At 62.7% G+C, this 11,483-nt stretch carries 13 protein-coding genes and 1 tRNA gene; 6 read left to right on the plus strand and 8 right to left on the minus strand.

Annotated elements, in window-relative coordinates; translation table 11 throughout:
* Nucleotides 1–99: 99 nt before the first annotated feature.
* Nucleotides 100–189, minus strand: a tRNA-Ser gene (locus tag BMY03_RS07475).
* 290 nt (nt 190–479) lie between these two features.
* Here BMY03_RS07475 and BMY03_RS07480 point away from each other — a divergent pair.
* The 3 genes from BMY03_RS07480 to BMY03_RS07490 all read left to right on the plus strand — a co-directional run bounded on the left by BMY03_RS07480 (nt 480) and on the right by BMY03_RS07490 (nt 3,126).
* Entirely contained in the window at nt 480–1,169 is a 690-nt protein-coding gene (locus BMY03_RS07480) for a crotonase/enoyl-CoA hydratase family protein (RefSeq protein WP_038705649.1), read from the plus strand.
* Nucleotides 1,170–1,352: 183 nt separating this feature from the next.
* On the plus strand, nt 1,353–2,072 hold the full coding sequence (locus BMY03_RS07485; protein ID WP_038705648.1) for a lysophospholipid acyltransferase family protein: 720 nt from the start codon (nt 1,353–1,355) through the stop codon (nt 2,070–2,072).
* Between the two features lie 82 nt (nt 2,073–2,154).
* Entirely contained in the window at nt 2,155–3,126 is a 972-nt protein-coding gene (locus BMY03_RS07490; protein ID WP_023629727.1) for a magnesium and cobalt transport protein CorA, read from the plus strand.
* Nucleotides 3,127–3,225: 99 nt separating this feature from the next.
* On the opposite strand, the gene BMY03_RS07495 is transcribed toward BMY03_RS07490, so the two are convergent.
* Nucleotides 3,226–3,951: an amidotransferase gene (locus tag BMY03_RS07495; RefSeq protein ID WP_094010677.1), complete on the minus strand. Its 726-nt coding sequence runs from the start codon at nt 3,949–3,951 to the stop codon at nt 3,226–3,228.
* Nucleotides 3,952–4,478: 527 nt separating this feature from the next.
* Between BMY03_RS07495 and BMY03_RS07500 the strand changes: the two genes are divergently transcribed.
* Nucleotides 4,479–5,282, plus strand: a complete 804-nt coding sequence (locus BMY03_RS07500) for a c-type cytochrome (protein ID WP_094010678.1) — start codon at nt 4,479–4,481, stop codon at nt 5,280–5,282.
* Nucleotides 5,283–5,302: 20 nt separating this feature from the next.
* On the opposite strand, the gene BMY03_RS07505 is transcribed toward BMY03_RS07500, so the two are convergent.
* The 4 genes from BMY03_RS07505 to BMY03_RS07520 form a co-directional block, all read right to left on the minus strand.
* A complete protein-coding gene (locus BMY03_RS07505; protein WP_038705647.1) occupies nt 5,303–5,635 on the minus strand; it encodes a ribonuclease E inhibitor RraB in 333 nt (110 codons plus the stop codon).
* Nucleotides 5,636–5,820: 185 nt separating this feature from the next.
* Complete coding sequence (locus BMY03_RS07510) at nt 5,821–6,057, minus strand: hypothetical protein (RefSeq protein ID WP_023629732.1); 237 nt, start codon at nt 6,055–6,057, stop codon at nt 5,821–5,823.
* 146 nt (nt 6,058–6,203) lie between these two features.
* Nucleotides 6,204–8,279 carry an LTA synthase family protein gene (locus BMY03_RS07515; protein ID WP_094010679.1) on the minus strand — a complete coding sequence of 692 codons (2,076 nt, stop codon included), beginning with the start codon at nt 8,277–8,279 and terminating at the stop codon, nt 6,204–6,206.
* A gap of 186 nt (nt 8,280–8,465) precedes the next feature.
* Entirely contained in the window at nt 8,466–8,657 is a 192-nt protein-coding gene (locus BMY03_RS07520) for a PLDc N-terminal domain-containing protein (RefSeq protein ID WP_023629733.1), read from the minus strand.
* A gap of 127 nt (nt 8,658–8,784) precedes the next feature.
* Here BMY03_RS07520 and BMY03_RS07525 point away from each other — a divergent pair, with 127 nt between their 5' ends.
* Nucleotides 8,785–9,723 carry a ZIP family metal transporter gene (locus BMY03_RS07525; protein ID WP_094010680.1) on the plus strand — a complete coding sequence of 313 codons (939 nt, stop codon included), beginning with the start codon at nt 8,785–8,787 and terminating at the stop codon, nt 9,721–9,723.
* 48 nt (nt 9,724–9,771) lie between these two features.
* On the opposite strand, the gene BMY03_RS07530 is transcribed toward BMY03_RS07525, so the two are convergent.
* Nucleotides 9,772–10,302, minus strand: a complete 531-nt coding sequence (locus tag BMY03_RS07530; protein ID WP_094010681.1) for a hypothetical protein — start codon at nt 10,300–10,302, stop codon at nt 9,772–9,774.
* 59 nt (nt 10,303–10,361) lie between these two features.
* Nucleotides 10,362–10,883: an ankyrin repeat domain-containing protein gene (locus tag BMY03_RS07535; RefSeq protein ID WP_023632147.1), complete on the minus strand. Its 522-nt coding sequence runs from the start codon at nt 10,881–10,883 to the stop codon at nt 10,362–10,364.
* A gap of 269 nt (nt 10,884–11,152) precedes the next feature.
* Here BMY03_RS07535 and BMY03_RS07540 point away from each other — a divergent pair, with 269 nt between their 5' ends.
* Complete coding sequence (locus BMY03_RS07540; protein ID WP_023632146.1) at nt 11,153–11,425, plus strand: DUF3509 domain-containing protein; 273 nt, start codon at nt 11,153–11,155, stop codon at nt 11,423–11,425.
* Nucleotides 11,426–11,483: the final 58 nt, after the last annotated feature.

Genomic DNA, 11,483 nt, shown 5'->3' on the forward strand with positions numbered 1-11,483 from the left:
GTGGGAGCCGGCTTGCCGGCGATGCGATCGCACAGGTAAAAACAAACCGACAAACAAAAAGCCCCCGAACCTTTCGATTCGGGGGCTTCTCGTAGAATGTGGCGGTGAAGAAGGGATTTGAACCCTTGATACGATTTCTCGTATACACACTTTCCAGGCGTGCTCCTTCGACCACTCGGACACTTCACCGTTTTCTCTTCAAGCTATTCAGCCTGTCGAGGCGCGCTAATTTAGTAGAAGAGCTTTTACTTGGCAAGCATTTTTTTCAGAATTTTCATGTGCTTAAGGCAATTGGCCGAAAACTCCGGCCGATCAGGGCAATGCTGCCAATGTGCCCAGCGCTTTTTCCTGCCCGCCAAGCGCTGCCCAGAGGGCGCAAGGCACAGCGGCGCGACACTGACTGATCAGTCAGTCTTGGCACTTTACCTGGCCGGCGCCGCTGGGTAACGTCGTCGCCACGCCATCCAAAGGACTCTGCCATGAGCGAGCTGATTACCTACCACGCCGAAGACGGCATCGCCACCCTGACCCTGAACAACGGTAAGGTTAACGCCATCTCCCCGGATGTCATCAAGGCCTTCAACGCCGCGCTCGATCGCGCCGTCGAGGAACGCGCGGTGGTGATCATCACCGGCCAGCCGGGCATCCTCTCCGGCGGCTACGACCTCAAAGTGATGACCGCCGGCCCCAAGGAGGCCGTTGGCCTGGTAACCGCCGGCTCCACCCTGGCCCGGCGCCTGCTGTCGCACCCCTTCCCGGTGATCGTCGCCTGCCCCGGCAATGCCGTGGCCAAGGGCGCCTTCCTGCTGCTGTCGGGCGACTACCGCATCGGTGTCGAAGGCCCTTACAAGATCTGCCTGAACGAAGTGCAGATCGGCATGACCATGCACCACGCCGGTATCGAGCTGGCCCGTGATCGCCTGGGCCGTGCGGCATTCCAGCGCTCGGTGAACAATGCCGAGGTGTTCGACCCGCAGGGTGCCCGGGAAGCCGGCTTCCTCGACAAGGTGGTGCCCGCCGAGCAGCTGCACGAGACCGCCCTGGCCGCCGCGCGCGAAATGAAGAAGCTGAACATGCTGGCGCACAAGAACACCAAGCTGAAGGTGCGCAAGGCCCTGCTGGAGGCGCTGGACGAGGCGATCCTGGCGGACCAGAACCACCTGGGCTGAGTCCGTCCAGGGATTTTCCTCACAGGACTTCGTGGGAGCGGGATTGCCCGGCGATGCGATCACCCAGGGTGAGGCCATCGCCGGGAAAGCCCGCTCCCGCATGATCTCCAGCGCTCAGCAACGTTTGCCCCCACCAGTGCACACCCGTACACTGCGCCGCGACTGTCCGGTGTGAGTCGTACCATGCTTTATATGCTCCGCATGCTCCTGTTGGCGCTGCACTTTCTGCTCGTGGGTGTCGTCGGCCTGGTGATTGGCCTGCTGCGCCCGTTCAACCCCGACAACAGCCGCCTGTTCGCCCGCCTGTACAGCGTGCCGGCCGCCTGGTTGCTGCGGATCAAGGTCAAGGCCGAGGTCGGCCCGCTGTGGGACCAGCCCCCCGGTTGCGTGATCATCGCCAACCACCAGTCCAACTATGACCTGTTCATCCTCGGCCAGGTGGTGCCCCGGCGTACCGTGGCCATCGGCAAGAAGAGCCTGGGCTGGATCCCGCTGTTCGGGCAGTTGTTCTGGCTGGGCGGCAATGTGCTGATCGACCGCAAGAACGCCTATCAGGCACGCAAGGCCATGCAGACCACCACCCGAACCCTGCGCGACGATACTTCGATCTGGATCTTCCCCGAGGGCACGCGCAACCCCGGCGAACAGTTGCTAGCGTTCAAGAAAGGCGCTTTCCACATGGCGATCGAGGCCGGCGTGCCGATCGTGCCGGTATGCGTCAGCCGCTACACCAGGCGCCTGAGCCTGAACAGCTGGCGCCAGCGCACGGTGATAATTCGCTCGCTGGCCCCGATCGCCACTGCTGGCCTGACCCAACAGGACCTGCCAACGCTGATCGAGCAATGCCGAATCCAGATGCAGCATTGCATCGACCATATGGAAAGCGAGCTTATCGCGCCCTGACCCGCCACCTCTCGCCGGACTTGCTCCGTGCCGCGACACGGCCCAAGCTGTATCGCGTGTTCAATCGAATAAGCGGACAACCATGGGTCGAGTCGTCGCGGCAGCGGTGTACAGCGCCGGCAGGAAGGTCACCAATATCAGCCTCGACGAAGGCGCCGTATGGGCCAGCAAGCCAGGACACTTCGTGTGGATAGGCCTGGAAGAGCCCAATGCCGAGGAATTGGCCAACCTGCAGCGCCAGTTTGGCCTGCACGAACTGGCCATTGAGGATGCCCTGGAGAAACACAGCCGGCCAAAGCTGGAAACCTTCGGCGACGCGCTGTTCATCGTCACTTACTCCCCAGTGCGCCACGAAGGGAAGCTTGAGTTCATCGAGACCCACATTTTCGCCGGCAATGGCTACATCATCACCTGCCGCAACGGCCACTCGAAGTCCTACGCCCTGGTGCGCCAACGCTGCGAGGCGCGGCCGTTGCTGCTCGAGCACGGCGAAGACTTCGTGCTCTACGCTCTGCTGGACTTCGTCACCGAGAACTACCAGCCGGTCAGCGAGGCCATTCACGGTGAAATCGAAGAGCTGGAGCACAGCGTGCTCAGCAATTCACTCAAGGAAGAAGACATTCAGCGCCTGCACAGCCTGCGCCGCGACATCCTGCGCCTGCGCCGCTACGTGGCTCCGATGGTGGAAGTCAGCGAAGAGCTGCAGCGCTTGAGCTTCCCGTTCATCGACAAGAACATGCGCCCGTATTTTCGCGACGTGCAGATCCACGTGACTCGGCAGATGGAAGATTTGGCCGGCATCCGCGACATCGCCAGCCAGACCATCGAGATCGGCATGCTGCTGGAGTCATCACGGCAAAGCATCACCCAGCGCAAGTTCGCGGCCTGGGCGGCGATCCTGGCGTTTCCCACGGCAATTGCCGGGATCTACGGGATGAATTTCCAGAACATGCCTGAGCTGGGCTGGCACTACGGCTACTTTACCGTGCTGGGGGTGATCGGCCTTGGGTGTTCGGGGCTGTACTTCAGTTTCAAGCGGTCGGGCTGGTTGTAACGCCAAGAGCGTGGGAGCGGCGGTTCGCCGCTGCGACTTGGCCCGCGATTACCGGCGAAGCCGGTGCCATCTCCCACGCGACCCCAGTCAACATGGATCTCAGATCACGCGACTACCGGGCTGCTGGACGAAGCGCAGCATCCACTCGCCCACCAGATCCCCCTGGTGCTCGGTGGCAAGGCTGGCCACCGCCTTGGCATAGACTTCGTCGCCCAACGAGGCCTGGCGCGCGTCGAGCAGCGCCCGGGAATAGTCGTGGACGAACTCCGGGTGACCCTGGAAGCACAGCACCTGGTCACGGATATGGTAGGCGGCGTTGGGGCAGAAATCGCTCGAGGCGATCACCGTGGCCCCTTCGGGCAGCTTGGTGACCTGGTCCTGGTGACTGATCAGCAAGGTCAGCTCGGATACCTGCGGGTCCATCCACGGCGCATGGGCCGCCAAGCTGTAGCGGTGGATGCCCACGCCCCAGCCCTTGTCGGCGCGCTCGGCCTTGCCGCCGAGAGTCAACGCCAACAATTGGTGACCGAAACACACCCCCAGCAGCTTCTCGCCCCGCTCATACAACTTGAGCAGGTAGGCCTTGAGCGTCTGGATCCACGGATCGTCGCCGAACGAGTCGGCCTTGCTGCCGGTCACCAGGTAGGCATCGAAGGTTCGCTCGGCCGGCGGATAATCGCCATTCATCACGTTGTACACATCAAACTCGGCGGCGATCGGCTGGCGTGAAAACAGCTGCTCGAACATCCTTCCGTAGCCCTGGTACTGCGCGATCAACTCCGGCCGCAGGACATCGGTTTCAAGGATGCAGATGCGTAACGACATAGCGGTAGTCCTGAACGACATGTGGGTGGGATTTGCTGTAAAGACTGACGCGAAAGGGGCGTACAAGCAAGTAGGATGTCCAGACGAACGGTAGGCCCTGTAACCCTTGGTAACCCTTGCCGCGCACTCGTCTAGCGTCAGCGTGCCAGCGGGGTGGCCAGTGGCCTTAAAGCCATGAGGAAGCGAAATGATTTTTTTTAGAGCAAAGGGTTCTGAAACAGGGATGACGCGGGCCCTAGTGTTGGTTGTATATCCAGAAACACGCGGCAAGCAGTGAAGACGTTCGATCACGCCACTGCGATCGACCCGAAGCCAGACAAGGAAGCCAAGGGTTATTCAGGAATAACAACAAGAAGGCGGTCCGCCATGTTCAGACAATCCAAAGTACGCCAAGCCGGGCTCATACTCTTCGCCACGACCCTGCTGCTGATCCTGCCCAACCTTACCCGGTTGTTCGGTTGACCCAGCACTGGCCTTTTCCAAGCGTGCGTGGGTAACCTGCCGACCTTGAAGGTTGGAGATTGCCCATGCGCCTGTGCCTTACCCTGCTCTGCTTGCTGATTCCCCTGCCAGCGCTGGCCGCGCAACTGACCCTCGATCTGGGTGACGGCAGCCGGCACTGGCAGAGCGAGCAACTGCTCACCCATCCCCTGGCGCGGGACGTCACTATTGAACAGGACGTTGCCTACAAGCGCACCATGCATTACCGCGCCGTACCGCTGGCAGCACTGCTCGAGGGTGTGAAACCGAGCGACCACCTGCAGGCGGTGGCCCTCGACGGTTTCGCTGCAGAAATGCCCGCCGGCCCGCTGTTGCAGCCAGGCCCGGCACAAGCCTGGCTGGCCATCGAGGACAACGCCCGGCCTTGGCCGCCACTCGGCCAGGGCAAGGCGGGAGCCGGGCCGTTCTATCTGGTATGGACCCAGCCCCAGGCGAGCGGCATCCGCCCGGAACAATGGCCGTTCCAGATCGCCAGCATTCGCAGCCTGGCAGCGGTCGAGGTGCGCTTCCCCGCCCTGTTGCCAGACCCAGCGCTGCCTGACGCGGATCCAGTGCGCCAGGGCTTTGTCCTGTTCCAGCAGAATTGCCTGGCCTGCCACCGCCTCAATGGCGCTGGCGATGCGCACCTGGGCCCTGACCTGAACCTGCCGCACAACCCTACCGAATACTTTCAGCCGGCATTCCTGCGCCAATACATTCGCGATCCGCAGAGCCTGAGGCACTGGCCGCAGGCCAAGATGCCTGGGTTCTCCACCCAGGTGCTGAGCGACCAGGAACTCGATGCATTGCTGGCATACCTGAAGCATATGGCCGGGCGCAAACCACGGTAGAACGCACGGGGCCGCGTTACCTAGGCAATCGGCCGTTCCTGCTTGACGCCCCAACCCTCGACCTCGCCGCCATGGGGCGACACGAGCCGTTCGAAGGCCTGCTCGAAAGCGCCGATGCCGCCATGGGTGGCGTACATCACCTTGCTCAGTTCCAGATGCCAGGCACCGTCGTCGCGCTCGCTCACCTGGGCGCTGAGCGACTCGCCACGGAACTGCACGGCCGCCCGGCGTGCGGCGGCCTCGTCGGGAAACACGGCATAAAACTCGATGGGATGAATACGGGTGAAATCGAAACCGCCAGCTTTCATCTGGCGCAGGACACTGCTGCTGATGTCGTCGTATTGGCTGCTCATGAAACGTCCTCCTGCAAAGCAATGGATAGACTTTCAGTGCACAAAGCACCTGCCTGGCAAGCGTGCCATGCCTGGCAATTCGAGCTGATGCAAGACGCGAGTGGAATCGACGCGGACCCGCAGATTTGGCCGGCGCCTGTCTCCAGCGTAGTGCCTGTGCAGGCACTGCGCCAGAGCATAGCGGCTCAGGGTAGCTGGCGAATGGTGGTGATGGTCACGCCGCTCTGCTCCTTGAGCCAGCGTGCCGTCGGGGAAAAGCTGCGATCCTGGAAGTCATTGAGGTCAAGTTCATCCATTAGCGGGAACAAACGCGAACGGATGGCGCGTGCGGCGTCCTCCTCGCTGGGGCATTGCTCGGCATTGAGCAGCAGTGTCTGCGGCTCGCCCTTCTGGTCGGCAAAGCTGACTTCCCATGCTTTCATCGATCAGCCCTCGCTGGCACAACAGTGAATGGAACTGCGTACTAGCTTGACCATGACACAGCGGCAAATGTTCAGCCGCGTGCATGACAACCACATGAAAAAAGCCCGCCGGTCAACGGCGGGCTTCCTGAGGCCACTAGGCGCTACTACTTCGGCGTGCCGTGGACGACGCCGGCGGTGTTGTCCAGCAGGCTCTTGGTAGCCGTCTGGATGTAGGCCTCGAGCTTCTGGAGCATCTCCGGCTGGTCGGGGCTTTCGATCAGCTCGGCCTTGAACTCCCGGCCCAACTGGTAGCGATACATCCGCGGGGTCATGTCCTTGGACTCGATGAGGATGCGGTCGCCCTGCACCAGGCCAACGATCTGCTCGCTGCCAGACGGCTTGATCATGCCCACGCCCTGGTCGCCCTCAGGCAGGTTGAGCAGATCGCGGCCCCAGCACTGGTGGCGGGCCTGGCCACCGAGACGGCCCATGATGGTCGGCACGATGTCGACCTGGGTACCCACGGTATGGTTGACAGCGCCAAACTTCTCCTGGATACCTGGGGCGATCAGCAGCAGCGGCACGTTGAAGCGGCCAAGGTCCAACTCGGTGACCTGCTGGTGGTTGCCAAAGCCGTGGTCGCCGACGATGACGAACAGCGTGTCCTTGAAATACGGCTCCTTGCGTGCCTTCTCGAAGAACTGGCCCAGCGCCCAGTCGGAGTAGCGCATGGCGGTCAGGTGCTCGTCCAGGCGGCCCTGCCCGGTGACCTTCTCCACCGGCAGGTCCTTGGGCAAGGCATACGGGGTGTGGTTGGAGAGGGTCTGCAGCAGCGCGTAGATCGGCTTCTTGCCGTCATGCTTGGCCAGCTCTTCGTTGCCACGGTCGAACATGTCCTGGTCGGACACGCCCCAGGTCGGGTCGGAGAACACCGGATTGACGAAGTCGTTGCGGCCAATGAAGGTGGTCATGCCCTGGTTGCCGAAGAAACCGGACTGGTTGTCCCAGGCGAAGTCACCGTTGTAGACGTAGACGTCGTCATAGTCGCGGGCGCTGAGCAGCGCTGGCAGGCCGGACAGCTTGTGGCCGCCTTCCGGGGTCTGCATCAGGTATTCGAAGCCCGGCAGGTTGGGGAAGCAGGCCATGGTGGCGAACATGCCCTGGTGGGTATGGGTGCCGTTGGAGAAGAAGCGGTCGAACAGCAAACCCTCCTTGGCCAGCTTGTCGAAGTACGGGGTGATGTTGTTCGGGCTGCCCAGCGCGCCGACCGAGTGACCGGCGAAGCTTTCCATGAGGATCACCACGACGTTCTTGACCCCCAGCGTGTTCGCCGCAGGCGGCACGAAGTCACGGCGGATCGCGGCCTCGTCGGCATCGACCAGGGTGTCGTTGGCGGTCAGCAGCTGCTCGCGCACGGTCTGTGTGGCCAGCGGCTGGTCCAGCACGGGCTTCCAGATATTGCCGCGGTCTTCGCCAAAGCGGCTCTTTGCGGCATCGATCAGGGTCAGGGTGCCGTTCAGGCCCAACTGGTTGACGAAGTTGGAGTCGGTGGTGAAGGCATCACCCCAGCGCATCGGCGGTCCCTGGCGCAGGGTGCCACGGGCGGCGACCACGGCCACCAGCAGGACCACCATGAACACCGCCAGGCGCCCGTACCAGGGCGCCAGCTTGGCGCTGCCCAAAGCCTGGGCACTGCCGTTGCGGCGGGTCAAGCGATCGATGCCCTTGAACAGCAGGCTCAGCAGCCAGGTGCCGACCAGCCAGGCCAACAGGTAGCGGACCACCGGGAAGCCGTACCAGAGCATGCTCATGACGGTCTTGGGGTCTTCCTTGATGTACTGGAACACCAGGCCGTTCAGGCGCTGGTGGAACTCGCGGTAGAAGTCCATCTCCATCAGGCCGAGGAACATCACCACGCTAGATGCAATGGTCAGCCAGAAGCGGAACAGGCCACGGCGGGCCATCAGCCAGGGGCTGAGCAGCGCCAGCAGCAACGGGATGCTGATGTACACCACCACGCGCAGGTCGAAGCGCAGGCCGTTGAAGAAGCCCTCGGCAACGGTCGAGTATGGCGTGTCGCCGATCATGTCGCTGTTGTAGACCAGCAGCGCCAGGCGCACCAGGCTGAGCATCAGCATGATCACCAGGCCACTGAGCAACGTGTAGGCCAGGTGGGATTTCAGGGTCGGCGAGAACGAGCCTCGCACACCCTGTTGCTTCAAGGCGTCCGTGTTAGCCATGAATGGAGAGGTCCTAGGATTGCGGTTTGCGGGAAGGCGAAAGCGCCAATAGCCTGGTGGTCTGGCCCTTGTGGGCAAGGTGAGACCAAGGCCGCATTGTGCGGCGCGGATTTTCAAAAATCGAGTGTGAAAATTTTGTCGAGAGCAGCCTGTCCTTACAAAGTTACACAGTTGCGAGGTGAGGCCTCAGATCCGCACATTGCCCCGTGGCCCGGCGATCGCCCAGATGATCAGCCCCAGCACCGGCAGCAGCAGGATCAGCAGGATCCAGAGCACCTTGATCCCCACCTCGGCGCCGCTCTTGAGCACATTGAGAATGGCCCAGATGTCCAGGGCCAGGATGATCAAGCCAACCAGGCTGTTGAAGGTGGAACCCATGATGCTGCTCCCGCACGGTGTGTGTGCTGCAGAGCATAGCTGGCTATGGCCCCGATAGAAGGGAATCCTTGGTCGGGAATGCCGGTCAGTGGATAGACTGCTGATATCCACTGCTCTCGAGGTTCGCATGCCCCCTGCCCACACTCAAAGCGCCAGCTCTGACTCCATCCTCAGCGCCTGGCGGCACCAGGCCGTGCAGGCTCCCTGGCTCAGCGCCGGCCTGGTGCTGAGCCTGCTGGCCATCGGCGCATTGCTGCTGGCGAGCATCTGGAACGCGGTCAACGGCGATCATGCCGACCACCTGCACCTGGCACTGCTCGGCGGCCTGTCCGGCTTCGGCGCCACCGCCCTGGGCGCGGTGCTGGCGGTGATCCTGCGCGACGTCAGCGCGCGCACGCAGGACGTCATGCTCGGTTTTGCCGCTGGCATGATGCTCGCCGCCAGTTCGTTCTCGCTGATCCTGCCGGGGCTGGATGCTGCCCGCGAGATCACCGGCAACGGCCCGGCGGCGGCCTTCACCGTGGTGCTGGGCATGGGCCTTGGGGTGCTGCTGATGCTGGGCCTGGACCGCTTCACCCCACATGAGCATGAAAGCACCGGCCCCTGCGGCCCGCAGGCCGAGCGGGTGAGCCGGGTTTGGCTGTTCGTGTTGGCAATCACCCTGCACAACCTGCCCGAGGGCATGGCCATCGGTGTGAGTTTCGCCAACGGCGACATGGCCATCGGCCTGCCGCTGACCAGCGCCATCGCCATCCAGGACATCCCCGAAGGCCTGGCCGTGGCCCTGGCACTGCGCGCCACGGGGCTGTCGAACTTCAAGGCTGCGCTGGTGGCGATTGGCTCCGGGCTGATGGAACCGCTGGGCGCGGTGATCGGCCTGGGCATCTCCACCGGCTTCGCCCTGGCCTACCCGATCAGCATGGGCCTGGCAGCCGGGGCAATGATCTTCGTGGTGTCCCACGAGGTGATCCCGGAAACCCACCGCAATGGGCACCAGACCGCGGCAACACTGGGGTTGATGGGCGGTTTCGCGGTGATGATGTTCCTCGATACCGCGCTGGGTTGACAGGCCGGTCGCGGAGCCCGCTCCCAGGGGCTGCGCGGCGGCTACGGCTCAGATATGCACTGCCACCTTCAGCGCTTCCAGCGCCGGCTCCACCTTGATACCAACGGCCTCGCCCAGCTCCAGCACACGGGCCAGGTCGTGCTGCCCGACCATGATCATCTGCAGCTCATCGTCGAGTAATTGGCTGAAGTTCAGCAGCACGTAGCCACCGGCTTCCTTGTTCAGCGCACCCATCTGCACCTGGATGCGGTTGAGCGCGGTGAGCGCCTCGGTGCGCGCCAGCTGCTTGGGCTTGAGGGTGAAGGGCACGCTCTTGTCGAACGAGTCGCTGATCTGCTGGAACAGGTCCTGGTAGTTGTCGGCCTGGAACAGCACGGTATCGGGCAGGCTGCCGACCACCACCCATTCACCCAGCGGGAAGGGAAAGGTGTCGTCGTAGTTGATGTCCGGATTGGCGGCGAGGAAGGCGGCGGGGTCGGCGTAGGCCTCGGCGGCCTCGGCGGCGATGCGCTCGATATCTTCATCGCGCATGCAGCCGGCGCCGATGAGACTGATGAATTCGAGCAACTGGTCTTTCATGGGGGGCCTGCGGGTTGGCGTGAAAGGCGCCAAGGATAGCCGCAAAAGCCCCCAGGGAGTTAGCCGGCCAATGCTTCGAGACGTGCCGCGCTATCCATCGCCCCCATGGTGCGGGCCGCCATCAGCGCAGTGGCGCCGGCGGCATCGCGGTGCGCGGGGTCGGCACCCTGGGCCAACAGATAGTCGATGATCTCCAGGCGGTTGAACATTGCCGCCAGCATCAATGCGCTACGACCGTCAGCGGCGGCGGCATCCACCGGCACGCCGTGTTCCAGCAGCAGGCGGATCATCGCGAGATCACCCTTGAAGGCGGCGCCGGCTATGGGCAACTGGCCGTTGTCATTGGCGATCAGCGGGTCGGCACCATGGGCCAGCAGCACCTGCACGGCGTCATGGTGACCGTGGTAGCTGGCCAGCATCAGCAAGGTGTCGCCCTTGTGGTTGCGCAGGTTGGCGGGCAGGCCGTTATCGAGCAGGCGGCCGAGCATTGTCGCGTCGCCGCGGCGGGCGCGCTCGAAAACCTCCTCGGCGAAGGCTGCGGCTTCTTCTGTGGTCATGGTGGCGGGCTGGTGATCGAACATCGAGAACCTCCTGGCATCTGGCAATGGGCCCAAGTGTCCATCAGGCAGCAACGACAGGTCCAAGGTTCAGATTCTATCGGCGACAGAGAGCCAGGCTATGACCGTGCAAAATGCACTGTGCAAAATGCACGGGCGTGCAGAATGCAATGCAGGCATCTGCAAAATCAAACATAACATATTGATTTTAAAAGACTTTATTTTAACAAAAGGCTGGCACGGTCACTGCAATCATCAACTCAAGTCTGCCAGTACAACAGTCAGGAGTTGATATGGACCTCATCCAGCAAAAATTCGCCTCGCTCTTCACCGCCTATCAGGTTGCTACTCAGCCGCGACCCGACGGCGGCGTGTTGCTGACCCTGCGCGCCAGCGACGGCGTGGTGACTCGCCGGGTGCTGTCCTATGCGCAACTGCACAGCGCCGAGCAACTGTCGTGGGCGATCAGCGCCATCCGCCGCGACCTTGCCGAACAAGCGAGCGAGCTGCCGGTGATTTCCATGCTGCAGAGCCAGCAACGCTTCGCCCTGCCCACCTACCGCTAAGCGCGCAACCCGTTCGCGGGGCAGCTTCTGCTCACCCTTGGAGGGTGTGAGCAGAAGC

This window comes from Pseudomonas soli (genome assembly GCF_900110655.1).
Lineage (GTDB): Bacteria > Pseudomonadota > Gammaproteobacteria > Pseudomonadales > Pseudomonadaceae > Aquipseudomonas > Aquipseudomonas soli.

Excerpts from the sequence above, each read along its gene's own strand:
- BMY03_RS07490 (WP_023629727.1), top strand. The coding sequence starts at position 2,155 with ATGGGTCGAGTCGTCGCGGCAGCGGTGTACAGCGCCGGCAGGAAGGTC.
- BMY03_RS07530 (WP_094010681.1), bottom strand. The coding sequence starts at position 10,302 with ATGAAAGACCAGTTGCTCGAATTCATCAGTCTCATCGGCGCCGGCTGC.
- BMY03_RS07515 (WP_094010679.1), bottom strand. The coding sequence starts at position 8,279 with ATGGCTAACACGGACGCCTTGAAGCAACAGGGTGTGCGAGGCTCGTTC.
- BMY03_RS07485 (WP_038705648.1), top strand. The coding sequence starts at position 1,353 with ATGCTTTATATGCTCCGCATGCTCCTGTTGGCGCTGCACTTTCTGCTC.
- BMY03_RS07540 (WP_023632146.1), top strand. The coding sequence starts at position 11,153 with ATGGACCTCATCCAGCAAAAATTCGCCTCGCTCTTCACCGCCTATCAG.
- BMY03_RS07520 (WP_023629733.1), bottom strand. The coding sequence starts at position 8,657 with ATGGGTTCCACCTTCAACAGCCTGGTTGGCTTGATCATCCTGGCCCTG.
- BMY03_RS07525 (WP_094010680.1), top strand. The coding sequence starts at position 8,785 with ATGCCCCCTGCCCACACTCAAAGCGCCAGCTCTGACTCCATCCTCAGC.
- BMY03_RS07535 (WP_023632147.1), bottom strand. The coding sequence starts at position 10,883 with ATGTTCGATCACCAGCCCGCCACCATGACCACAGAAGAAGCCGCAGCC.
- BMY03_RS07495 (WP_094010677.1), bottom strand. The coding sequence starts at position 3,951 with ATGTCGTTACGCATCTGCATCCTTGAAACCGATGTCCTGCGGCCGGAG.
- BMY03_RS07480 (WP_038705649.1), top strand. The coding sequence starts at position 480 with ATGAGCGAGCTGATTACCTACCACGCCGAAGACGGCATCGCCACCCTG.
- BMY03_RS07510 (WP_023629732.1), bottom strand. The coding sequence starts at position 6,057 with ATGAAAGCATGGGAAGTCAGCTTTGCCGACCAGAAGGGCGAGCCGCAG.
- BMY03_RS07500 (WP_094010678.1), top strand. The coding sequence starts at position 4,479 with ATGCGCCTGTGCCTTACCCTGCTCTGCTTGCTGATTCCCCTGCCAGCG.
- BMY03_RS07505 (WP_038705647.1), bottom strand. The coding sequence starts at position 5,635 with ATGAGCAGCCAATACGACGACATCAGCAGCAGTGTCCTGCGCCAGATG.